Annotated in this window: 19 protein-coding genes, 1 tRNA gene and 1 pseudogene; 11 read left to right on the forward strand and 10 right to left on the reverse strand. The window is 49.0% G+C overall.

Features of this window, described 5'->3' with window-relative positions; all coding sequences use genetic code 11:
• Positions 1–23: 23 nt before the first annotated feature.
• The 3 genes from WJM45_RS15530 to WJM45_RS15540 all read left to right on the forward strand — a co-directional run bounded on the left by WJM45_RS15530 (position 24) and on the right by WJM45_RS15540 (position 5,315).
• Positions 24–2,837, forward strand: coding sequence for a PAS domain S-box protein (locus WJM45_RS15530; protein WP_341325977.1), 2,814 nt, complete (start codon positions 24–26; stop codon positions 2,835–2,837).
• Between the two features lie 431 nt (positions 2,838–3,268).
• Positions 3,269–3,676, forward strand: coding sequence for a response regulator (locus WJM45_RS15535; protein ID WP_341325978.1), 408 nt, complete (start codon positions 3,269–3,271; stop codon positions 3,674–3,676).
• Entirely contained in the window at positions 3,654–5,315 is a 1,662-nt protein-coding gene (locus WJM45_RS15540) for a diguanylate cyclase (protein WP_341325979.1), read from the forward strand. The genes WJM45_RS15535 and WJM45_RS15540 overlap by 23 nt, the downstream gene beginning before the upstream one ends.
• A 280-nt stretch (positions 5,316–5,595) precedes the next feature.
• On the opposite strand, the gene WJM45_RS15545 is transcribed toward WJM45_RS15540, so the two are convergent.
• A complete protein-coding gene (locus WJM45_RS15545) occupies positions 5,596–6,186 on the reverse strand; it encodes a TetR/AcrR family transcriptional regulator (RefSeq protein ID WP_341325980.1) in 591 nt (196 codons plus the stop codon).
• 793 nt (positions 6,187–6,979) lie between these two features.
• On the reverse strand, positions 6,980–7,915 hold the full coding sequence (locus tag WJM45_RS15550; RefSeq protein ID WP_341325981.1) for a LysR family transcriptional regulator: 936 nt from the start codon (positions 7,913–7,915) through the stop codon (positions 6,980–6,982).
• A gap of 607 nt (positions 7,916–8,522) precedes the next feature.
• Here WJM45_RS15550 and WJM45_RS15555 point away from each other — a divergent pair.
• The 5 genes and pseudogenes from WJM45_RS15555 to WJM45_RS15575 all read left to right on the forward strand — a co-directional run bounded on the left by WJM45_RS15555 (position 8,523) and on the right by WJM45_RS15575 (position 12,264).
• Positions 8,523–9,029: an NUDIX domain-containing protein gene (locus WJM45_RS15555; RefSeq protein WP_341325982.1), complete on the forward strand. Its 507-nt coding sequence runs from the start codon at positions 8,523–8,525 to the stop codon at positions 9,027–9,029.
• 3 nt (positions 9,030–9,032) lie between these two features.
• Positions 9,033–9,314: a Nif3-like dinuclear metal center hexameric protein gene (locus tag WJM45_RS15560; protein WP_341325983.1), complete on the forward strand. Its 282-nt coding sequence runs from the start codon at positions 9,033–9,035 to the stop codon at positions 9,312–9,314.
• A 100-nt stretch (positions 9,315–9,414) separates the two neighbouring features.
• A pseudogene (locus WJM45_RS15565) lies at positions 9,415–10,322 on the forward strand (site-specific integrase).
• Positions 10,319–11,464: an IS91 family transposase gene (locus tag WJM45_RS15570; protein WP_341325984.1), complete on the forward strand. Its 1,146-nt coding sequence runs from the start codon at positions 10,319–10,321 to the stop codon at positions 11,462–11,464. The pseudogene WJM45_RS15565 and the gene WJM45_RS15570 overlap by 4 nt, the downstream one beginning before the upstream one ends.
• A gap of 242 nt (positions 11,465–11,706) precedes the next feature.
• Positions 11,707–12,264, forward strand: coding sequence for a Nif3-like dinuclear metal center hexameric protein (locus tag WJM45_RS15575; RefSeq protein ID WP_341325985.1), 558 nt, complete (start codon positions 11,707–11,709; stop codon positions 12,262–12,264).
• An 8-nt stretch (positions 12,265–12,272) separates the two neighbouring features.
• Here WJM45_RS15575 and WJM45_RS15580 read toward each other — a convergent pair.
• A tRNA-Asp gene (locus WJM45_RS15580) sits at positions 12,273–12,349 on the reverse strand.
• Positions 12,350–13,293: 944 nt separating this feature from the next.
• Here WJM45_RS15580 and WJM45_RS15585 point away from each other — a divergent pair.
• Entirely contained in the window at positions 13,294–13,947 is a 654-nt protein-coding gene (locus tag WJM45_RS15585) for a class I SAM-dependent methyltransferase (RefSeq protein WP_341325986.1), read from the forward strand.
• Between the two features lie 533 nt (positions 13,948–14,480).
• Here WJM45_RS15585 and WJM45_RS15590 read toward each other — a convergent pair.
• From WJM45_RS15590 to WJM45_RS15605, 4 genes are all read right to left on the reverse strand, one after another.
• Positions 14,481–16,253, reverse strand: coding sequence for an SLC13 family permease (locus WJM45_RS15590; protein ID WP_341325987.1), 1,773 nt, complete (start codon positions 16,251–16,253; stop codon positions 14,481–14,483).
• A gap of 114 nt (positions 16,254–16,367) precedes the next feature.
• Positions 16,368–16,730, reverse strand: a complete 363-nt coding sequence (locus tag WJM45_RS15595; RefSeq protein ID WP_341325988.1) for a hypothetical protein — start codon at positions 16,728–16,730, stop codon at positions 16,368–16,370.
• Between the two features lie 86 nt (positions 16,731–16,816).
• The gene (locus tag WJM45_RS15600) at positions 16,817–16,990 is read right to left on the reverse strand and encodes a hypothetical protein (RefSeq protein ID WP_014149328.1); all 174 of its coding nucleotides are present in this window, start codon (positions 16,988–16,990) and stop codon (positions 16,817–16,819) included.
• Between the two features lie 791 nt (positions 16,991–17,781).
• Complete coding sequence (locus tag WJM45_RS15605) at positions 17,782–18,342, reverse strand: MarR family winged helix-turn-helix transcriptional regulator (protein ID WP_341325989.1); 561 nt, start codon at positions 18,340–18,342, stop codon at positions 17,782–17,784.
• A gap of 198 nt (positions 18,343–18,540) precedes the next feature.
• On the opposite strand from WJM45_RS15605, the gene WJM45_RS15610 reads away from it, so the two are divergent.
• Complete coding sequence (locus tag WJM45_RS15610) at positions 18,541–18,804, forward strand: DUF2024 family protein (protein ID WP_341325990.1); 264 nt, start codon at positions 18,541–18,543, stop codon at positions 18,802–18,804.
• 625 nt (positions 18,805–19,429) lie between these two features.
• Here the strand turns inward: WJM45_RS15610 and WJM45_RS15615 are convergent.
• Genes WJM45_RS15615 through ggt form a run of 3 tightly spaced genes read right to left on the reverse strand, consistent with a single transcriptional unit; the run spans position 19,430 to position 22,267 of the window.
• Positions 19,430–19,894, reverse strand: a complete 465-nt coding sequence (locus tag WJM45_RS15615; RefSeq protein WP_341325991.1) for a DUF192 domain-containing protein — start codon at positions 19,892–19,894, stop codon at positions 19,430–19,432.
• Positions 19,891–20,589 (reverse strand): 4'-phosphopantetheinyl transferase superfamily protein, encoded by a 699-nt coding sequence (locus WJM45_RS15620; protein ID WP_341325992.1) that lies wholly within the window; start codon positions 20,587–20,589, stop codon positions 19,891–19,893. Before WJM45_RS15620 ends, WJM45_RS15615 begins: the two co-directional genes overlap by 4 nt.
• Entirely contained in the window at positions 20,582–22,267 is a 1,686-nt protein-coding gene (gene ggt, locus WJM45_RS15625) for a gamma-glutamyltransferase (RefSeq protein ID WP_341325993.1), read from the reverse strand. The genes WJM45_RS15620 and ggt overlap by 8 nt, the downstream gene beginning before the upstream one ends.
• A gap of 759 nt (positions 22,268–23,026) precedes the next feature.
• On the opposite strand from ggt, the gene WJM45_RS15630 reads away from it, so the two are divergent.
• On the forward strand, positions 23,027–23,923 hold the full coding sequence (locus WJM45_RS15630) for an NAD(P)-dependent oxidoreductase (RefSeq protein WP_341325994.1): 897 nt from the start codon (positions 23,027–23,029) through the stop codon (positions 23,921–23,923).
• The last annotated feature ends 690 nt before the right edge of the window (positions 23,924–24,613 follow it).

Here is a 24,613-nt window from a genome sequence, read left to right on the forward strand (position 1 = left end):
TCTCATCGCGGGCAGGTTTGGCCTTGCTCGATCGCGACGGACAAATCGTCATCGAACAAGGTCAACTCATCGCTATCGACAATCCAGCCGGAGAAATCAAACAACTCAACGAAGGTCTAGCCATCTGGCTGCCCTACGGCAAATTGGCCGCCATGGACCGTTGGAAACGAGGTCGTTACCTGACCAGCCTACCTCTCACCGACATTACGGGTGTTGCTCGCGTGCATATCGAACAAGATGCCGAATCCTTGGTGCTTGATTTCGAAAAAGGCCGCCTGCCGCTGTTCTTGTCATTGGCGCTGCTATTACTGTCGGGCATTATCGTTTCCTACCTACTAAGCCGCTGGCTGACGCATTCGCTGCGCAATCTCCAGGCCGCCAGCTTCGGTTTGGCCGATGCCATCGGCAACGGCCTCAAACCGAGTCTGCCGGCCAGTCCCATCATGGAATACGACAACCTGAGCAAGGCCTTGAATCAGATGGCGCAACGCTTGACGAACAGTTTTAACGAACAATCCGAAATCCTCGCGAACCTTGAACAACAAATTCAAGCCAGAACGGTCGATTTAAAAAAGAATCGCGACCAATATCAGTCGTTGGTTAGCAACATTCCCGGCATTGTTTACCGCTGCAAATTGGACGAGAATTGGACGATGCTCTATATGAGCGCCATCGTCGACAGCATCAGCGGCTACCCGGCCAGCGACTTTATCGACAACTCGGTGCGCAGTTACGCCAGCATCATCCACCCCGACGATACCGAACCGGTGGAGCGGTCGGTTTATGAGGCCGTTGCATCCGGAACCGGATGGGAATTGGAATACCGAATCCTTCATAAAGACGGAACGATCCGCTGGGCTTACGAGAAAGGAACGGCTATTGCCAATTCGTCCGGCAAGATCGATTATCTCGACGGTTTCGTTCTCGACATCACCGACCGTAAACAAGCCGAAGCCGCGCTTCGTGAAAGCGAAGAAAAACAACGCCATATAACCGAAAACATCAGAGAAGTATTTTGGCTCCGCAATGCGGATAACAATCGTTTGATTTACATCAACCCGGTCTACGAAAAGATCTGGGGCAGAAGCTGCCAAAGCTTATACGACAACCCGAACTCATTCGCCGAATCCATCATTGAAGACGACAAACCGGTTTTTTTCCAAAAAATGAACCAATACCGACACAGCGGTCAGTTCGATTTGGAATACCGTATCACGACTCCGGACGGCCATATCCGCTGGGTGCATGCGCAATCCTTTCCGGTCAGGGACAATAACGGCCAAGTTATCCGGCACGCCGGGCGTGCCGTGGATATCACGGAAAACAAGCTTGCCGAAAACGAGCGCAAACGCGTGACTCATCTGCTGACTAGCGTATTGAACGCGGCCTCGGAAATGTCGATTATCGCTACCGATGTAGAAGGCATCATCACTACATTCAATCTCGGAGCCGAACGCATGCTGGGCTTTTCCTCGGCGGAAGTGATCGGCAAAAAAACGCCCGCGCTGTTTCATAAGGCTGAAGAAGTCGTGACACGCGGCCTGGAATTGAGCCAGGAATTCGGTCGCCCGGTGGAAGGCTTTCGAGTCTTTACCGAAAAACCCGAGCATGAGGGCTCGGAAAATCGCGAGTGGACTTATATTCGCAAAGATGGCCGGCACATTCCGGTATCGCTTGTGGTCACTACCATGCGTAACGATAAGGGCGACATTACCGGATTTCTCGGCATTGCTCAAAACATCGCCGAACGCAAACATGCCGAAGCCGCACTCAAGGAACAAAGCCGGCACACCAAAGCCATTCTCGATACGATTGTGGACGGTATTATCACGATTGATCGAACCGGTAAAATCGGGTCTTTTAATCCTGCCGCAGAGAAAATCTTCGGCTATGAAGCCGCCGAGATCGCCGGTCGTAATATCAAAATATTGATGCCGAATCCGTACAGCGACGCCCACGATAGTTATTTACGCCATTACCAATCGACAGGCATCGCCCGAATCATCGGTATCGGAAGAGAAGTCGAAGGCCTTCGAAAAAACGGCGAGCTATTCCCAATGGAACTGGCCATTTCCGAAATCACTCTTCAGGATCAGGCCATGTATGTCGGCATGGTCAGAGACATTACCGAGCGCAAGCGAATCGACCGCATGAAAAACGAATTCGTTGCCACCGTCAGTCATGAACTGCGCACGCCGCTTACGTCGATATCCGGCGCCTTAGGCTTGCTGAATGGCGGCGTGCTGGGCGAATTACCCAAACCTGTGCATGAGATAATAAGCATTGCCTATAATAATAGCCGGCGCTTGGCCATCCTGATCGACGATTTGCTCGACATGGAGAAAATCGCAGGCGGCAAGCTTCAATTCGATATGCAAAAGCAAGCCTTGATGCCGTTGATCGAACAAACAATCGATGCCAATCGAACCTATGGCATCGGACGCCGGGTATCATTGATACTGACCGGAGAAAGACCAAAGGTCGATATCTATACGGATGCACAACGTTTACAACAAGTATTATCGAACTTATTGTCCAATGCCATTAAATTTTCTCCCGATGGCAGCGACGTAAAAATTCATGTTAAACAAATCAACGAATCCATACGGATAACGGTCGCCGACCGAGGCCCCGGTATTCCGAACGGCTTCCGCGATCGTGTTTTTCAGAAATTCGCCCAAGCCGACGCTTCGGACACGCGAAAAAAAGGCGGCACCGGATTGGGCCTGGCCATTTCCAAAGAATTGATCGAACGCATGGGAGGTCGAATCGGTTTCGAGTCTATCGAAGGCGAAGGTGCGAGTTTCTATTTCGAATTGCCGATACGAAAAGTGTAAAATTCCTGTTTTCGAATGAACAAACGTATAAACCTGAATTCGGCAGTTTAACCATGAAGAACATGAAGCTCATAAAGGATTCCAAGATCTTACCAAACCCTTCTCGCTAACCTTTTTGGTGAGCGAAAGTTCTATACAAACGCGTAATAAGCTATTGAATTAACTTCCTATTATTCATGATCTTCATGGTGAAATGCTTTTTCTAGGATAAAATCAAAACGCCTTCGCTATAGAGTCTGTGAAAGTATTGGTGAATACATCATAAAAAATTTATTCACCATGAAGAACATGAAGGCAATGAAGGCAAAAGCATATAAAATCTATAATATAACTCTTCATGCTACTTCATGGTCTTCATGGTTATTTCGTAATCTTAAATACTTTTACAGCCTCTATACCTATACACCCCATTCCATCCAAGAAATTCTTTTATGAGCACATTTCAACGCATACTCTATGTAGAAGACGAACCCGACATTCAGACCGTGGCGAAACTGGCATTGGAAATGGTAGGCGGATTTACGGTAAAAATCTGCTCTTCCGGCGAGGAAGCCTTGGCCGAAGCGGTCGATTTCATGCCGGATTTAATCCTACTCGATGTTATGATGCCGGGCATGGACGGCCCGACGACTTTCAATCGTTTACGCGAACAGCCTATCATCGCCGAAATTCCGATTGTCTTCATGACCGCCAAGATTCAGCCGTCCGAAATTGCGTATTACAGATCGTTAGGCGCTATCGATGTCATCGCCAAACCGTTCGACCCGATGACTCTAGCCGACCAAATCCGCTTAATTTGGGAAAAACGAGAACAAAATGCCGCTATCCAACCCGTGTGATGCCCAGGAACAACTATCGCGATTACGCGCTCAGTTTTTAAAGCGTTTACCGATAGAATTAAACAACTTAAAGGCCATCGCCGAAAACTTGATCGAGCGCGAATTCGATGTCGCCGCTCTTAACGAATTACATCATCGCCTACATAAACTTTCAGGTTCATGCGGCACATTCGGAGTGCCCGCGCTTGGCGAAGCGGCGCGAATTTTGGAAATCCGCCTCCAAGCATGGCTTGAAGAGTACTCAGGCGAGATCGACGATGAAATCCGACAATCGATTATTAAAGAGATTGGCGCGCTTAAAGGCGTCGTTGGGCCGCCTGAAAATCATTCGGCCGCTGCGTTTGCAATGACACCGGACATTCCTAGCGATAAAACCGTGCGGGTCTGGCTGATCGAAGACGATGCGGCATTCGAACAAGAGTTGGCTCGCCAGATAGAGTCTTTTAACTTCGAAGTTCATTTGTTTAACTCTATCCGAGACGCGGAAACCGCCGCGCAATTCGAGCGCCCGGATTTGCTGATCATGAACGTAAGGTTACACCGCCCTTCCGAACAAGACTCCATCCTTCTCCAGGATAGAATCACCTTAAAGTCGCTAGACTGTCCGCTTTTGTTCCTCTCGTCGACCGACGATTTCAACTCGCGGGTCCGCGCGGCGAGGCTCGGCGCCGAGGGATATTTTGTCAAACCGGTCGACATCACGGTTTTGATCAACCGCATGATGCAAATTCTGGAAAAAAGAAGAGCGCCTCCCCAGCGCGTTTTGATCATCGACGACGACAAGGATCTGGCCGCCCACTATCAATTGGTTTTGACTGTCGCGGGCATGCAAGCCAAAATCTTGAAGCACCCCGAAGCCGTTATAACCAAAATCGCGAGTTTCCGACCCGAAATAATCTTGTTGGATTTACATATGCCCAACTTTACCGGTCTCGATCTTGCCGGAGTCATTCGCCAATACGATGAATGGTCGGGCCTGCCGATAGTCTTTCTTTCCTCCGAAAGCGATCTCGACATACAAATTCTAGCCATGGGACAAGGTGCCGACGATTTCTTGATGAAACCGATATCGGATGCGCAATTAATTGCCGCGACACGCGCACGTATCGAAAGAGCGCGCCGCTTGACTTCGCTCATTGCCAAAGACAGTCTAACCGGTTTATTGAAGCATGCCAGTATCAAGGAAGCAGCCGATTTGGAAACAGCCCAAGCTCAACGCAATGGCAAGCCGGTCTCGATCGCGATGCTGGATATCGATAATTTTAAATTAGTCAACGACACTTACGGGCACACGGTCGGCGATAATGTCATCACTTCGCTTGCCATGCTGCTACGTCAACGCCTTCGCCATTCGGACATCATCGGCCGTTACGGCGGCGAGGAATTCGCGGCGGTCCTACCGGAGTGCGATCAAGACGATGCCTATCGACTACTGGACGACATCCGTAATCAATTTACCAATATTCATTTTCAAGATCAAAATCAACGATTCAATTGCACGGTCTCGATAGGCCTGGCAGACTCTGCGCACTTTCCTCGTTTAATCGGCACTGAACTCCTTACCGTCGCCGATAACGCTTTATATCAAGCCAAACGAGAAGGACGCAACCGAACCTGTATTGCCCGCACTATCGAATGATTAAATCCTTCGCGATACCCATCTTAGATCAAAATTCGGCGCCGGGGTGTTCGTCAAAGGTCCAGCACCTAAATCCAGCACCTAAATTCCATAGCCGATTGGCTATGTTTAATATCATGACTAATTTAGGTGCTGGATTTAGGTGCTGGGTGAATACACCCCTGTAGGCTCTGTGCCGGCATCCCTGCTTGCAAAGTCTTTGCCGCCCCCGGCGGCGCCTCATGCACTACTGAAATTTGAAGTGCTAAAGGTATATAAAGGGATTCTTTTTCACGAAACCTTAGCGCTCCCCGCCAACAAAAGCACGAATCAGAACCCGCAAGGTTTCCTCTGCTTCTTGTAAAGACTCCTTATCAGGCCTGCCGTCGATCGACAATAAACAGACGCCGTGAATACCGCCCCATAATGCATTTCCGGCGCGTTGGTTTTGTTGCGGGTTATTTTCCGGATGTAATCGAGCTATTTGCGTTGTAATAATTTCTTCCAACCGATTCATTTTTGCCCGATACCAATCCGGAAAGTGCCCGCTGTCGACAAATCGATTGCCGAATAATATCGACCATCGATTAAAGTTTAAATGGGCAAACATCAAATAAGCCTTGGCTATTTCCTCCAAGTCTTGAGACGCCGACCCTGTCTCGACTTTACTCAGTACACCGGCGATCTCACCCAAGGTTTCAGCATTGACATGAAGAACCAAATCGGCCATGTTTTCAAAAACCATATAGATACTACCGACGGTATAGCCGATAGTCATCGCGATTTTACGAACATTTAAGGCCGCCCCACCCTGTTCAACAATAATTTGATTCGCCGCTTGCATAACCATTGCTTTGATTTCTTCCTGACTATGTTCGTATCGTCTTGCCATAAGGATTCTGATTTAAAAATTATAGACGCCCGACCTTCCCACGCAGAGCACTCATCGTTATACATAAGTCAAAAATTACCGTTTTGCAATCTTAGCTAATGAGGCGCCTCGATACCATTTTTTGTCGCCCGACGTTACCGACTTTCGCTCACCTAGTGTTAGGTGAGGGACGATCTGGGGATCGCTCCCACAGAGCATCCGGCCCCTTGTGGGAGCGACGCCTTCGTCGCGATTTCGAAGCCTCTGATGTTTAATATCCCAAGATTTATTAAACCGCATCGTTTCCAGGTTTGCTATGACCTCTGTTTAGTGGCTCTTCCGTACTTTCCGTGGTAAAAGCGGATCGACACCGAACAAGAAAAGAAGATTTTCTTTAAATAGCTGATATTAAATGTAATTTATTGATTTAGAATTTGCTTTGTCGCTAATCTTTCAAATTACCACGGGAAATCCGGAAGAGCCTGTTTAGTACGTTTACCGATACTTGTGTATAACGGCGAGCCCAGAGCATGGGAACGATATACCTATCGGAGATCAAAATTCGGCACCGGGGTGCCCGTCAAAGGCCCAGCACCTAAATTCCATAGATTATTGGCCATGATAAATTAAATAGATAATTTAGGTGCTGGATGAATACGTACATGTAGTATGCCAGCTCCATGCTGGCAAAGCCTTTGCGAGCGCCATGGATGGCGTGAATGTCGATTTTGCAGGAGCAAAAATCGATCTAGTACCCCGGCGCCACCTAAGGCACTGCCAAGATTTGAAGTGCGAAAGGTATAAACAGCGTACCTTACGAAGCTCCCGCTTCCCGCTTCTTTATCCTATCCGCGCCGGCATTCATTTGCCAATCAAAATATCGGGTCAAAAAATTCACAAATGTGGTGATCTTCGCCGGAATAAATCTTCTTTGCATATAAGTGGCGTATATAGACAGCGAGGGTATTCGGTAATCTTTTAATATTTCTATTAACTTACCCTGCTCCAAGTAATTGGCAACTGAAATTTCGGGCGCCTGGGTAATACCCATACCCAAAGACGCGGCCTGACACAATGCCCTGCCGTTATTCGATGCGAAGTGCCAAGTGGTGCGTAATTTTTTTTCCTCCCCATCGACATTAAAAACCCAATAATCCTCATGGGGCGTGTCGATATAATGCAAGCAATGATGACGACTCAAATCTTCTATGCATCTTGGCTCGCCGTATTTGTCTATATATCCTGGCGAAGCGAAAGTACATAATCGAGTTTCCGCGATCTTTCTGGCCACGACACCTAGTTCCAGTGAGTTTGAAACCAATATCGATAAATCATAAATGCCCTCGCTCAAATTAATATGCGTGTTTTGCAACGACATCATAACTTTAACATTCGGGTGTTCGCTTTGATAGGCGTTGATCGCCGGCGTCATATAAATACCGCCGAAATCGATCGGTGCGGCAATCTTTAAAACGCCTTTGACATTTTGCCCCAATTCGGCCATATCTTCATCCAGCTCGGCGAATTCGTCTAGTAAAGGCTTGCTTCTCGCGTAATAACTCTCTCCGGCTTCGGTCAAACTAATCTTGCGGGTCGTTCTATTCAATAAGGCCACGCCGAGCGATTCCTCGAGTTGCGCCATGTATTTGCTCACCATCATTGCCGATACTTTCATTTCGCGAGCAACGGCTGCAAATGTACCCAATTCGACAATTCTGCAAAACACTTTTATATTATTCAATTTATCCATATTGCCGCCACTATAAACTTATGGTTTATAGTTTATAAACTTTTTTTGCTATTTCAAATAAGATTAGTCCTGATAGACTCTTAACCGGAGATAGTTGGACCACCCGGTTTTTTGCATCGTCATTGGCCGGGAGGTTCAGTTCTATATTTTCCAGCCCTTCGCGGTAAAAACTAAGCCATTGCGCTTGTTTCAATCTGCTTCGTACGTCTTCTGATTCATCCCATTTCTCCCTATTTCCCTTCTAGCATACGTGTTTTTCGTAAGTATTCAGCGGCCGTTGGCAAATTACCGCAATTCAGGCGTAATTGTCGGCCTTCCCCTTTGAAAAAGGGGGGATTGAGGGGGATTTATTTACATATACCCTTTTGCCCGTCAAAGGACGCCGTGAATACGTCCATGTAAGCTCTATGACAGCATCCATGCCGCCAAAGCCTTTGCGAACACCCCGACGCCTCCATACGCTAATGCCGAAATTTGAAGTGCGATAGGTATAATCTCCCCTAACCCCTCTTTTTCAAAGAGGGGGACTGTATACTTACTGTTTTTCTGTTGACTTATTGTCTTCGAAAAGGCTTTATACGGGCCTTTGCCAAAATCCATTTTCGCCATGCATCAAGAACTCTTATCGATCGTAGACAAAAACGATCGCGTAATCGGCAGCGCAGCTCGGAATATAATCCATCGCGACCGACTGCTTCATAGAGCTGTTCATATTTTAGTCTTTAACGATTCTAATTTATTATTTTTACAAAAACGCTCTCTAACCAAGGATATCAACCCCGGATTATGGGATAGCTCGGCTGCCGGACACGTCGATATCGGCGAAGATTACGACGCATGCGCTGTAAGGGAAATCAATGAAGAACTCGGAGTTCAAGTGGATCGGCTAAGCCCGTTATTTAAATTATCTGCGACACCCGCCACCGGCATGGAGTTTATTCAAGTCTACCGTTGCGGACATAACGGGCCGTTTTCGCTAGCCGCCGAGGAAATCGAAGAAGGACGATGGTTTGATACGAAGGAGATCGACACTCGGGTTAACGACGACGATCCTACGTTAACCGAGACTTTTAAAACGCTCTGGCGCCGCTATGAAATATTGAATAAGGATTAAACGATGATCAGCCGTCAACAATTAAACGATTTTTATCGTACTCTGCTAAATCCTGATGCTTATAAAGATTACGGCCCGAATGGTTTACAGATCGAAGGTACCGAAACCATCGATAAAATTGCCTTTGCCGTGTCGGCAACACGCGATTCGATTTCCCAAGCCATCGAGCAACAGGCCAACGCCTTAGTTGTTCATCACGGCCTATTTTGGGACTTTCATGGCGCACGCACGCTGACGGATTCTTTTGCCAATCGTGTATTGCCTTTAGTTGGACGAAGCCGCTAACGCGGAGAAAAGCCGTGCCGCTTGATTGACGATAAAATGTAACCTCACGCCCTCATTATACGAGGGAACATTCCACGACGAATCATGAGGTTACACAGCTATGACAGCATCATCCGCGTTCGATTTCAAGCAAAACTATCAAACTCATCTCAAACACCTGAAACTCAAAGGGCTTCAGCCGAAGACGGTCGAGGCCTATTCCCGGGCCATTCGGCGCATCGGCACGTATTTCGATGAACAAATCCATGATTTATCCGAAGCGCAATTGCTCGAGTATTTCTCCGATTTGCTGGCATCCCATTCTTGGAGTTCCGTGAAGCTGGATCTCTACGGGCTCAAGTTCTATTATCAACATGTGCTGCGCAAGCCTTGGGCGCATTTGGATTTAATCAAGCCGCCGAAGGGTCAGCGCTTGCCGGATATCGTCACGGTTGCAGAAGCGCAGCGTTTGTTTATGGTAACCCGCTCGGTAAGTTACCGGGTGTTCTTTTTCACGCTCTATAGTCTGGGATTGCGCCTCGGTGAAGGCTTGCGGCTTCAGGTAGGCGATATCGATGCTGAGCGGCAGCGTGTCCATATTCGGGATGCCAAAGGCAACAAGGACCGCTTGGTACCGCTGCCGGAAACGACATTGGTTTTACTGCGCCGCTTTTGGCAAGTGCACCGCAATCCGGTGTTGCTGTTTCCCAGTCGCCAAGGTGGTCCGAAGTCGGCGCATGCGGCCACTACCCCACTCGATCGTGGCGGCGTGCAAGTGACTTTGCGTAAAGTCGCCGAGGAATGCGGTCTAAAAAAAAGATCACTCCGCACTGTTTACGTCACAGCTATGCCACACACCTGATTGAAGCCGGCGTCGACCTGCTTGAAGTTCAAAAAATTCTCGGTCATCACAGTATTCTGACTACCGCACGTTATACGCACTTGACCGACGATACCGACCGCAATGCCGGTCAACTCATCAATGCCTTGATGGACGGCTTTGTTATCGACTGGGGGAAAGTCCAATGATTCTTCTCTCATCCATTATTTCGACCTTCGAAGCCGAGTTGCGGGAACAGTACGCGGGTTCGCTCTTACCCAGCCATTTGAATGCGCTGGCCGCCATGAAACAGTGCCGCACCACGCACAGCCCCGTGATGCAAGCGCAATGCGAGGACTGCGTTCACCAAGACTTCATCCCGCACTCCTGCGGTCATCGCCACTGCCCGCATTGCCAACAGCACGAGAGCCAGCAATGGCTGGAGCGGCAACTCAAAAAACAGGTGCCGGCCGAGTATTTCCTCATCACCTTTACCCTACCGAAGGAGTTCAGAGTGCTGGCCTGGCAACAGCAACGCACCCTGTACGATTTGATGATGCGCTGCAGTTGGGAGACGTTGAATACGTTTGCTCAAAACGATGCGCAATTAAAGGGTCGCGCCGGGGCGATCTCGGTGCTGCACACCCATTCTCGCCGGCTCGACTACCACCCGCATGTGCACGTCATCATGCCGGCCGCCGCCATCGATACCGAACGACGACTGTGGCGAACCAAGACCGGTAAGGGCCAAAGCAAAAAGCCCAACCCAAGTCAAAGCGGCACCGGCTATTTGTTCAATCACAAAGCCCTGGCCAAAGTGTTCCGCGCGAAACTGCTCGACGCCATCAATCATGTAGGCTTGGCACTGCCGGAACGGTATCCCGAAACCTGGGTCGTCGACGTCAAGTCGGTCGGTAACGGCGACAAGGCGCTGGTTTACCTGGGCCGTTATCTCTACAAAGGCGTCATCCAGGAAAAGGACATCATCGCCTGCAAAGACGGCCAGGTGACCTTTCGTTACCAAGACAGCAAGACGAAACAGACACAAACCCGAACCCTACCCGGTGCCGAGTTCCTGTGGTTGATGCTGCGTCATATTTTACCGAAAGGCTTTCGGCGGACGCGCAACTTCGGTTTTTTGCATCCCAACAGCAAACGCTTGATCAGCTTGTTGCAACTGCTGCTCGGTGTGAATCCGAATCAGGACTTGGCTTGGCTGAAAAAACGCCCGGCACTGAAGTGCCCGTGCTGCGGCGGCGATATGCGCATCGTGAAAACGCGGATACCGAAGGTCTACGCTATCCCGTTAAGTCGATCAGACCATAATCCACAGGTCGCTTCGGTTATGTAGACGACCCGCACATTCTTCGAATGGGTCAGCATCGGCATTCGGCTGCCGAGGACATCGCGCGGCCCAAAATCAGGCTATAATGCGCCTAAAAGCGCTGTCTTTGCGCTTTTGTAGCGGCAAACGCAACGGTTTCAAGCTTATTGAGGTGTCGCCGCTCGCAAAAAGCCGCGGCACCTACAAAACGCCAAAAGCTATTTTCATATATAAAGCATCCAACCTACTCTGAGTCAACCGGGCCGGGCTTGTCCAACAAACGGTTAGATTTTGGTTCGCGTTGCTCACAAAATCTAACCTTATTCGTTAGAAACGATATGAACCTGTTCGCCTATCATTTGCCTTTGGACGGCCATCCTGAAGTCGGTAATGCAGCGGTGTTAGGCAGACTAATCGGCTGCATGCTGCAAGAACCCTTCGGCGATTATAAGGGCTGTGCGACCGGCATCAAGGGAACTTTGGACAAGCCGCTGCCGGCGTCGCAACTACGGCAAATATTGGAATCCGTGCTGAACCATCCGGTTATTCTGGCGTCGCCCAATGAAAATCAATCGATTCATTCTATCGGCATCATTACCGGCGGCGCGAATCGCGAATGGAAGTTGGCGGCAAATGAAGGACTCGATGCCTATATAACCGGAGAAATCAGCGAGCATGACTGGCATGACAGCCAAGAACACGGCATTCATATGTTCGCAGGCGGACACCATGCAACCGAGAGATTTGGAATCAAGGAATTGATGAGAAAAACAGAACTGCATTTCGAAATAAAATGCAGTTATATCGACAGCGATAACCCTGTCTGAGGAATTGTTGGCGGAGCGGACGGGACTCGAACCCGCGACCCCCGGCGTGACAGGCCGGTATTCTAACCAACTGAACTACCGCTCCGTTGAAGAGCGCGTATTATATAGGATTTCACTGCCACGTCAAGTAAATTAACGCAGATTGTAAAAAATACCCTTTTTTCGGTCCCTCTGCCTCAGTGTGGGAATGCATACCGGTCTTGTTTCGGTAACCCTAGGTATGGGTTCCCACGGAGGACCGTGGGAACCAGAAATATACTCGTTCCCACCGCTCCAACGTGGGAATGCATACCGGTCTTGCTTCGGCAACCCGAGGTATGGGTTCCCACGGAGGACCGTGGGAACCAGAAATATACTCGTTCCCACCGCTGCAGCGTGGGAATGCATACCGGTCTTGCTTCGGCAACCCGAGGTATGGGTTCCCACGGAGGACCGTGGGAACCAGAAATATACTCGTTCCCACCGCTCCAGCGTGGGAATGCATACCGATCTTGCTTCGGCAACCCGAGGTATGGGTTCTCACGGAGGACCGTGGGAACCAGAAATATACTCGTTCCCACTGCTCCAGCGTGGGAATGCATACCGGTCTTGCTTCGGCAACCCGAGGTATGGGTTCCCACGTTGGAGCGGTGGGAACCAGAAATATACTCGTTCCCACCGCTCCAGCGTGGGAATGCATACCGATCTTGTTTCGGTACCCGAGGTATGGGTTCCCACGGAGGACCGTGGGAACCAGAAATATACTCGTTCCCACCGCTCCAGCGTGGGAATGCATACCGATCTTGTTTCGGTACCCGAGGTATGGGTTCCCACGGAGGACCGTGGGAACCTGAAATATACTCGTTCCCACCGCTCCAGCGTGGGAATGCATACCGATCTTGTTTCGGTAACCCTAGGTATGGGTTCCCACGGAGGACCGTGGGAACCAGAAAAAAATATCCTTTTTCGCTCCCTCCTGCAAAGTGCGGGAACGGTGAACCATTCACCATGCACTATTCACTATTCACTGCTTTCTGCTAACTAATTAAAATGAAACTCGCCGATAATCTCCATTGTCCGCTCTGCGCGGAATCGAAGATTGAACATTACCATAGCGATAAGCAACGCGATTATTTTCTTTGCTCGACCTGCGCGCTAGTCTTTGTTCCGCCCACTCAGCAACTCGACTTGCAGCAACAAAAAGCGATTTACGATTATCATCAAAACGATGTGCACGATCAAGGCTATCGGAAATTTTTGTCGCGGCTCGCAATCCCGCTTTCCGCTCGTCTGTTACCGGGAGCAAGCGGGCTTGATTTCGGCTGCGGCCCCGGTCCTGCTCTTAGTTCAATGCTAAAAGAACAAGGCTTTCCGACGGCAATATACGATCCGATTTACGCCGATTATCCGGAGGTTTTGCAAGGCCGATACGACTTCATTAGCTGCACCGAAGTAGCGGAACACCTTACCGCTCCGGGCCTTGAATTCAGCCGACTTTTTTCCATGATCAAACCTCAAGGCATCCTCGCGATCATGACCAAGCGCGTAACCGACCGACAGGCATTTGCGCAATGGCATTATAAAGCCGACCCGACGCACGTTTGTTTCTTTTCCGACAAGACCTTTCTCTGGCTTGCAGACCGTTACCGGTGCCAAATCGAATTTATCGAAAGGGATGTCGTGATATTGAGTCGGTTGAATTGAAGACTGATCCTAAAAAAGCAATTCACCATGAAGGGCATGAAGACAATGAAGGGAAGAGAATTGAGTACTTTATGAACTGTCTCAATATCACAGACAAACTCAATGCAGTAATACAGCGTTTTCAGATCCAGTTAATGACTAAAAAATATCAAAGCAATGGCGGGACGGAGTGCAGCCAATAATCCTAAATTCGGCAGTTAAACCATGAAGCACATGAAGTTCATGAAGGATTTCAAGAAATTACCTAAATCTTCTCGCTAACCTTTTTGGTGAGCGAAAGCTTGATTCATACGCGTAATAAGTTATTGAATTAACTCCCTATTCTTCATGTTCTTCATGGTGAAATGCTTTTTCTAGGTTAATGGTTAGCGCCGTAGGGTGCACATCGCGCACCATTCCACGGCGTCGAACCGACGAGAGCTCCCGGCCCAGGTGCGCGATGCGCACCCTACACCTGCCGCTTTATAGCCCATGAACACCAACAACCATGCAATCGTCATTTTCAAGGAGAGGGATTGAATACTTACAATTTATTAATTCGACAACGGCCAAATTAACGGAATCAGTCCTATCGAGGTAATCGCAATGATGATATTCATCGGCACCCCGACTTTCAAAAAGTCTTTGAAATGATAGCCGCCAGGCCCGTACACCATCAAATTGGTCTGATAACCGATCGGCGTTGCAAAACTGGCCGATGCCGCCACCATCGTGGCAAACACGAAAGGCTCCGGATTAAGCCCGAGACTTCCGGTAATCGCTAAAACGATCGGCAGCATCAGTAATGCCGCGGCGTTATTGGTAATCACCTCGGTCATTATCGAAACAATAATATAAGTCAAACCTAACAACAACCAGGCGTTACCATCGGCAATAGACAAGACATGACGAGCAATGAAATCGGCGGCGCCGCTAATTTGTAACGCATTACCCAGAGCAAAACTCGCCGCGATCGTGACGATTACGGTTAAATCCAGGCTTCTTCGCGCTTCGTTGATGCTGCAACAACCGGTCGCGACCATTGCTCCGGCACCGATCAAAGCGGCATTCAACATACTGGTTAAGCCGCTCGTTGCCAGAATAATAACGACTAGCAATAAGGCCCAGGATAAATTCGCCCGACTGTGATTAGGCCGCGTTTCCGCCAAATCATTGATCATTAAAAAATCGCGCTGCACGCGTTGACGCGTGACAAAAGCCGGCCTCGCTTCCAGTAACAGTACATCGCCGGCCTGCAACTCGATCGATCCTAGATTGCCTTGAATAGGCTCGCCGTTCCTCGCTACGGCCAACACGACGGCGCCGTATCTATCTCTAAATTGGGAATCCCGAATCGTTGTGCCGATGCTATCGCAATGCGGCGAGACTACCGCTTCAACCAAACATCGCTCCGGCGCATCTTTTTCAATGACCGGATGTTGATTATCGGAAGGCACCAAGCCATTGGTTCTTAAAATATCGAAAATAGCACTGGTTTCCCCGACGAATACCAAGCGGTCGCCGCCTTGCAATTTTTCTTCCGAAGATACGGCCGTTACGATACTGCCGTTGCGTTCGACTTCGGCTAAATAAATTTTGTGGAGGTTTCTTAATCCGGCCTCGGCAATGGTCACCCCTTCTAAAGGCCCGTTAATCGCCACGGCCACTTCGAAAGTAAACTTTTTCCTATCCGCGAATTGTTCGGAAGCGCTTTGCCGCTGCGGCAATAAAAGCGGCAATACGAATACGATAAACAAAATTCCGACAAGGGCAACCGGTAGCCCGATCATCGTGATATCGAACAACCCGAAACCGCTTTTGCCGGTCAATACTTGGTATTGACCATTGATAACCAGATTGGTACTAGTCCCGATTAGCGTTAGCGTACCGCCTAATATGGCAGCGTAGCTCAATGGAATCATGAGCTTAGATGGACTGACTCCGATACGTTTGGACCAGCGGGTCACTGCGGGAATCATTGTTGCAACAACCGGAGTGTTGTTAAGAAAGGCACTGAGAGGAATGATAGGCAACACTAAGCGAAATAAGGCGCTACGAAGGCTTTTAGGATTACCTAACATGAGATTGACAATCAATTCGACACCGCCGGATGCTCTTATGCCGGCAGCAATGATAAACATGGAGGCAACGGTGATCAATCCTTCATTACTGAATCCTGACAACGCTTGTTTGGCATCGAGAACCCCGCAAACGCTCAGTACGGTCAGCGCGGCCATCAATACGATATCGGGGGTTAGGCGGGAAAAAACCAGGGTAATCAAGACCCCAAGCGTCAAAAAGATAGTAAGCCAACCTTGCCAGTCCATTGTTTCCTCTAAAAATGATTGAAGGCGATTGATTCGCCTGGGACAGGAGACTTATTATAGAACAAATATCTAATGTTCAGCACTTCCCTGTGCTTGCGCTCGATGTTGCGCGAATCAACCTTTACCGGGCAACATGCCTACGCTGCCGGGTTTAATACGTTTGCATTGCACAACGACATCTTCCAAATGACAGGTTACGCCGGTTTTGGATGTATCGGGACAAGCTTCGCAAACTGCTTTCCCGGTATCTTTGACTTTATCGACGTGCCAACCGTAGCCTTGAGTTTGACAAAACTTCTTACTGAACCGCTTGATATTATAATCTCTCGAAGCGTTCGCGATTGCATCTTCTTCGGCCATGCATTTCGGTGAAGCCAATGTATTGGCCATCAGATCTCGATAAATATATTCCGTGGCCATCGATCCTCCCGCGTAGAAGGATAATGTCATCAATAAGCCTATCAACTTTAGTTTCATAACTTTATTCTCTGCTTTTTCTTAAGATAATGGGGCAAATAAACGTTTTATTCGTCTTGAATGGTTAATCAATCTTTCGTTGATGCTTAATTCAAGACACGAATATTCATCAACGCTTCTTCTTCCTTGAGTTGCTCTTTGATTGGCGCGAATTTTTCGTCCTCGTTCATTTTGACCAATAACAGAGTTATAACTAAAGCTGATGTCAGACAGCCGACATAAAGCCAAAATCTATCTTTTTTAGGTTCTTCAATCGTCATGGTTCTTTACCTCTATTGTAATTATGTTAACCCAGGCTGATTTTTTAAAAGCCGGGCAAAATTAGCATGATTCTTAACCCATATAACTCAACACCTTAGACGCTACATTTGCTAAGTCTGGGGCAAGTTGTCGAACGATGCATCTCGCCGGAATCCATCTATTATGCAGATGCCATAGACTTCAAAAAGCCTAAAAATCAAGCCATCATGTGTTCCATGAGTACTCGAATCTCTGATTCAACATCATTTTTTTACATGGGTTAACTTAGACAGACCTTTGTCAAGCCATGCAAGGCGCTGAATCTTGTTATCATCGTCGACATACAATCGCTACTAAAACGGCAAGTCATTTTCAACCAGCTCATTTAGTAGTGATTCGAAACTATAAGAACGATAGAGAAAAAAGTCAATTAATTATCGATTCGACACCAATTAACTTTCCAAACACCCCGCGAAAGTCGAAGCAGATATAGGATGAAACGCCAGTTATCGAGATTTATTATTTGGCATTGAATGCCGAAAATCTTTGCGACGAATGAGGTGAGAAAAAATTGTCGACATCCCCTTTAAAAAAGGGAATTAGGCAGGAATGAACAGAGGCTGCAAATTACGCGTCTTCGGCCAAGGATCACTCCGGGCTATCCTGCCCGGAGCCCTTCGGGTAAATGCAAATCCGTTCCATACGGATTTGTAGCGGAATTCAGTGCCGCGGATGACAAGATCGAGCACACCTTAAGCACCCGAACGTGCCGGCACAGAAAAATTTGTCGAAAAATGATTTTGCCAAACCCTCAAGGAACGGTATGTTCCTGACAGATTTTTTCGCTATCGGACTTTGTGAGCGGTTCTCCAGTCAAACCGCAAAAGAAGCCTTCGGATTTGGTCGTAAAATATTTGCATGTTCCGCAAAGCCCAAAAGAATGAGACTTGTGCGCTTTTTGCAATGCGGTCAAAGCCTCGATGAAAGGCGCATCACCGACCTCCGGACAATTCTTTTCAAGGAATTCCGCAGCCTTATTAAATAAGTCCTTCGGATAAGCTTGACGCAACACCTCCCATCCCTCCGCAACCAATTGCAAATGAACCATGCGCTTGTCGGCAAGATCGGGGACTTTCCGAATAAATCCTTTTCTTTCCAATAACAGTAAAGTCTGTGAAACGGTTCCTTTGGTCATGCCCAAATAATGGGTCAATGCCGCAGGCGTATCACTATATTTATTGCATCGAGACAAATAATCCAAAACTTGAAAATGAACGATCTGAATACCCAGTTCTGTGCATCTTTTGCGTTCTTCGGACCTGATCAAGGCCGCCATGCGCTCAATGACTTTGTAAATATCGGTTGTTTCCATGGCAATCGGCTAATTAAGTATTAACTCTGTTGACAACTGCAAAGATATTATCATACATTAACACTTGTTTCGATTCGAAACAAATAATGACTTTCTGTCATGCTTTTTTCACATCCAGGATGTGACATTGCTATCCCTCGTATGAGAACTTTAATACCGGCGGATTTTCCGCCGGTTTTTTTAGAGGACTTAATCATTATGCCCATATCCCATGTATACGATACCTATGCTAAAACCGCCAAAGGAAAAATAATGCACTTTGACGTGGTTCTTGATGAAAAAGATCAGGATAAAGCCATGACTTACGCTAAAGAATGGCTTACCGATATCGGCGAACCCGATGCCATTGTCAACCAAACGAATTGCATGTTTTGCCATAGCACCGAGGCGCCGCCGGAATTAAGGAAACAAATCGACAAGCAAGGCTACGCTATTTACAAATTGGAAGGATGCCCGGTTTAAAGCGAAATCCAGGTGTCGAACATTTAGCTCAGGAATATAAGGACTGGCTGCAAATTATAACATTAACCGATCATTGTATGCCTTTCGCACTTCAAATTTCGGCAGTGCCGGAGAGGCCTCGAGGCGCTCGGTAAAGGCTTTGCCAGCATGGAGCCGGCATAGGGCCTACATGGACGTATTCACCCAACACCTAAACTCATAGCCCATTGGCTAGGATTAATTGTCTTGGATAATTCATCCAGCATCTAAATAAGCCATGATTTTAAATCATTGCCAAAGACCTATGGAATTCATCCAGCACCTAAATTAGTCATGATATTAAACATAGCCAATCGGCTATGGAATTTAGGTGCTGGGTGAATGCAGGTTTTGCATGGAGCAAAAATCTGCCCTGCTGCCGACATCCTCGCCACCCACACTCCGCACCTTCATATAGTTAGCTATTTTTTGAGTTTAAGCAGCGAGCCCGTTACAGGATTCGGCCATGTGGAGTTGACGGGGTATTGACGAGGGCAAGCAGTGAGCGGACAGGAGATTATCTTTCATCTTTCATCTTTCATCTTTCACCTTTCACCTTTCACCTTTCATCTTTCATCTTTCATCTTTTCCCTTTCCCCCTGCTCCCCTATTCCTCCAACTCAATCAAAACCCGATCGCCTTGCGCTATTTCCAGCCGTGCGACGGTTCCCGCATTCACCTCCAGCATATATAACGCCTTAGCACGCGAATCGTAGACCCCGCAAACCGGCGTGATACAAGGTTGAACATTCTGCAAAATCGATACGATCTTACCTTTCGCTGAAATAAACAAAATATCCAACGGCATTTTGGTGTTTTTCATCCAAACCCCGAGCACATCTTCTTTAGGATGAATAAACAGCATGCCGGTATTGTCGGCAAGCGCTTTGCGAAACATCAAGCCTCTGGACCGGGCGGTTTCGGTCATCGCCACTTCGAGCTCGATCGCATGTCGCAACTTTTCGAAAACCAAGCGGCCACGGCCCAATCGTTCGGCCGGATAAAGTTCTTGAGCTTCGGCACCGATCAGCCAAAATAAACAAACCGCCAAACCAAGAAATATTTTTTTCATACGATTTCTCGCCATTGAATTTTCTCGACAGCACGATCGATAACGACCGCACAAAAAATGTCACGTTTCCAATCGTTGCAGGCAATCCGCCAGTCCGATGCCGGCGCGAATTCTTCGGGGACGCGTAACATCCGGCTGGGGTCGTTCGGGTCGACCACGCAACGATTCAAACCCAAGGCGATGCCACGGCCGGTCGCTTTCACGAAGGCTTCCTTGCGCGTCCAAAAACGGTAAAACGCTGAAATCCGCTTCTCCTCCGACAAAGCTTCCCAGTATGATATTTCTTCAGCCGCGAAACATTTCATAACGATACCTGCCATATTCGACCGACTTCTTGCCGCCTCGAGATCGATACCCAAACGGCACTGCCGAGCCACGGCCAACGCAAAATAATCGCCCGAATGCGACAGATTGAATGTCCAGTCCGGATAATCGGGTAAATAGGGCTTGCCGTTCGCCCCGGCCTCAAAAACGAGGGCTTCGGGTTTACATTTCAAGAGTTCGGACAACGACAGACGTTTTTTCGCATGAATCTCGACATAGCGGTTTTGCATTTCGGTCGTGCGCCGCTGCATCGCATTCGACCGTTCGCTGTCGCTCAGCATGTCATAATAGTTTCGATTCAATACATTTATACTGTATAACTTACCGTATTCTATATCGATGCAGCCGGGTTTTAGAGTCGCTTCAGTCATTGCGAATCACCGCCAAACCTTCGCCTCGAGGGTCGCTCGCGGCACTGAAGCGGCCTTCCTGCTTATGCCATTGCAGCGCTTGCATATCGCCGTACCGGTAGGATGTTTCGCGAAACCGGTGGCCCATTTTTTCAAGGCCTAGCAATTCTTCAGAAGACAAGCCGCCGGGTTCGTATTGCACGGCATCGGGAATATATTGATGATGATAACGCGGCACGCTCACCCAGGAATCCGGACCGTTGCCGTCGGCAAAGTCCAATATCCCCAACAAGACCATTGAAATAATGCGGCTGCCGCCCGGCGTTCCCAATACTGCGATGCGTTCGTCGTCTTCGAGAAAAGTCGGCGACATGCTCGACAACATTCGTTTACCGGGCGCTATTGCATTCGGCAATCCGCCGATCAAGCCGTATACGTTCACCGCGCCCGGCCGGCTATCGAAGTCATCCATTTCGTCGTTCAAAATCACACCGGTACCTTCGGCAACGAATCCGGAGCCGAACGGATAATTGACGCTCAAGGTAGCGGCAACCCGGTTGCCTTCGCCGTCCATCACCGAAAAATGCGTCGTGTTGTCGCCGCCGGCATGCTCCGGAATATCTCCCGAAAGCATCACGCTCGGCAACGGTCTATCCTTGCGAATCGAACTTCTAAGACCGGCCGCATAATCGGGATTAATCAAACGCGAGACCGGAACATCGATAAAATCGGGATCGCCTAAGTACAAAGCCCGGTCGTGATAGACCCGGCGCAAAGCTTCGATCACCAAATGTTTGCGGGTGACTGCATCGATTGCGGTCAAATCGTATTCGGTCAGTATATTCAAGGCTTGAACCAAGCCGATGCCGCCGGCTGACGGCAGTGCGGCGCCGGTTATTCGAATACCGCGATAAGTCCCTTTGACAGGTTTTCTTTCGACTACCCGGTAATTGTCGAGGTCTTCTTGACTCCAAATACCGCCGGCTGCTTTGACCGATTTCAACAGTTTTTCCGCCGTTTCGCCGGCGTAAAACCCGGCTGCTCCGAATTCGGCGAGCCGCTGTAAAGTCTTCGCTAAATCGGGTTGACGCAAAGTCCAACCGGGGTCGGGTATCCGGCCGTTATCGAGAAATATCGCGGCCGCCGCCGGTGATGCCTTAATTTGCGGTAAGCGAAATGACAATAAGCGGCGATAGCGCGGTCCGACGATAAAACCATCGCGCGCATAACGAATCGCCGGTTGCAACGAAGCGGACAAGGATAATTTACCGTAATGCTCAGCCAAGTGAACCAAAGCCGCAGGGACGCCTGGAATTCCGGCCGATAGGGGCCCGTCGATCGACAGTTTCGGTATGACCTTGCCTTCGGCATCGAGATACATGTCTTGGTGTGCGGCCGACGGCGCCGTTTCTCGTCCGTCCAACATCGTTTCGAAACCGTCGGAAGCTCGGCGCAACAACCAAAAACCGCCGCCGCCCAATCCGGAACCGGCCGGCTCGACTACAGCCAATACCGCGCTGATCGCAACCGCGGCATCGAAGGCATTGCCGCCTTGATCGATCATTTCCAGCGCGGCATGGCTCGCCAACGGATGCGCGCTGGCGACTGCGACTTTGTTTTCCGTTGCATGGCCGGTCATGGCCGACAACGTTAGGAATACGGCCAGAACGGCAACGACCGGTGTTTTTGCTGATTTCAAAATTGTCTCCTTGGGATTTCATTGGTCTTGCGCAGAGGCGCAGGGTTTTTCATGACGCAGGAGCATCACTACTCCCTTTATACTCAAAAAATGGTTAACTTTATGAAGGTATGGGGTGTGGCTAGCGAGGATGTCGGCAGCAGGGATTGCTGCCGTCAAGCCCCCATGGATGGGTTCACGGCGGTCCTCGATAGACACATCCCATACCTTTTTTTCTTAGACGGTTTTTTCGATAAAAAGGGAGTAAAAGCATGCATTTTAGCCTATCCGGCTTCGATATCGCTTATTGTTAATCAACGTTTGCGGCTTCGATAGTCGCGACGAAGGCGTCGCTCCCACAGTGCTTGGAACCCTCTGTGGGAGCGATTCTTGAAAAGCGATTTCGAAGCCGCGAACTCTCGAATACCTATAAACTAAGAGGCCGTGCAAGACGTTCCACCCCCGGCCGCTGCGATTTACACGAAAGCCCATTAAAATATAATCATAGTAGATAAAATTGGGCACCGGGGCGACCATCGAAGGACGCCCTAGATACGTCCATATAGGCGCTATGCCGATCACCACGGTGTCTCCTTAAGCATCGCCGAAATTTGAAGTGCGAAAGGTATATCACGGCCATGGAAACCAAAAAACTCAGCACCTCCGCGCCTCTGCGCGAGTAACTATCAAGCTTTTGCAAACGTCGATCGATTGCATTAAGCTTTTGTTCCTTACCGCAGAGTAAACCACTTCAGCATTAACCCTGCTGCATCGTACGAATTGGAACAAAAACACTTGAGCATGACGCAACACAAAAGAACCTTAGGCTTCATCGGCATCGGCCTGATGGGCAAACCAATGACTTTACGCTTGCTCGATGCGGGCTTTCGCGTCAACGTCTGGAACCGTTCCCAAGACAAGCTGGCGCCGGTCGTTGGAGCGGGCGCGCTTGCCCGCGATTCGATCGAGCAATTGGTCCAGGCTTCCGATGTTGTTTTGTTATGCCTGTCCGATTCGCAGGCCGTGGCTTCGGTCGTCGAGAACTCCATTCTTGACTCCGGCTCAGCCGGAAAACTGCTAATCGACCTTTCAAGCATCGACCCGAAAACCACGCGCCAACTTGCCGGACTATTACAACAACGCTGCGGCATGACTTGGGTCGATGCGCCGGTTTCCGGCGGTGTGCAAGGCGCGGAACAAGGCAGCTTGGCGATCATGGCCGGAGGCGCCGATAACGATATCGAAACCGCGCGCCAGGTTCTGGCTCCGCTCTACCGCCAACTGACGCACTTAGGGGAAGTCGGTTGCGGACAAATTGCAAAAATCTGCAATCAAATGATCGTCAGTTGCAATGTGCTGGTGATCGCAGAAATGATCGCCTTGGCCAAACAGGCCGGCGTCGATGCGGCTAAAATCCCCGAAGCTTTGGCGGGCGGCTTCGCCGATTCGAAACCTTTACAAATCGTCGGACCGGAAATGGCGGACGGAATTTTCGAACCGATTAAATGGCGCGTCAAAACTTTGCTGAAAGACTTGAATATGGCGTTCGACTTAGCATCCGATCAAGGTAATGCCATCCCAATGTCGGGCCTTGCCGCACAACTGATGCAACTGCACGGCAGCCAAGGCTTTCTCGAACAAGACCCGGCTACGTTGATCAAACTATTCGAACGGTGATGTAAAAAAAGCTTTTTGTCTACGAAATAGACGAAAATATTTGAGCTGCTTCTCAAGCTCCAGCTCTCGCCGTTATAGATAAACTGTAGGGTACGCTGCGCGTACCTAATGTCGGCACAGGGCAACACATGAGGACACGTCAAGCTACGGTTGGAACTGCTGTGGTACGCACAGCGTACCCTACAGCCTTCAAATTTCGAAATTGGTGTAGCACTCACTTCAACTATTAACGCGAACATAGCCTTGAAAAGGCTCCTGATTAGCAAGATGCTTCAGCTTGCCGAAGCCAAGTGTCCGAGCAGGGGCTAATCGTAGTCGCAAAAACTAAAATATGCTGTTAAGCTCCAGCTTGGGTAACCTGTTCAGGAAGCTCTAGCTTCCCGATAACCAAAAATAATTGAACGAGCGAGCGAGTTGGGGGTGATTGAGAATGCGCGGATGTTGTGTCGGTCTCAGAAAGCTCTTGCCCTGAGCCCTTCGGCTGCGCTCAGGAGAGCCTTGTCGAAGGCTTGCCCTGAGCGCAGCCGAAGGGGGAGCTTCCGGTGTGTCTTTCCCAAGCTGGAGCTGGGGAAAGAGCGTGATGTGGGTTGGTCGTTTTTAGCTTGACGCGCATGGTTTGCGAACCCCGCCATGCTAAGGAAATGCTGATCTTTGGGCTTTAGCTGAAGAAACTTGCTAATCAGGAAAAGG

Source organism: Methylotuvimicrobium sp. KM2 (assembly GCF_038051925.1).
GTDB lineage: Bacteria > Pseudomonadota > Gammaproteobacteria > Methylococcales > Methylomonadaceae > Methylotuvimicrobium.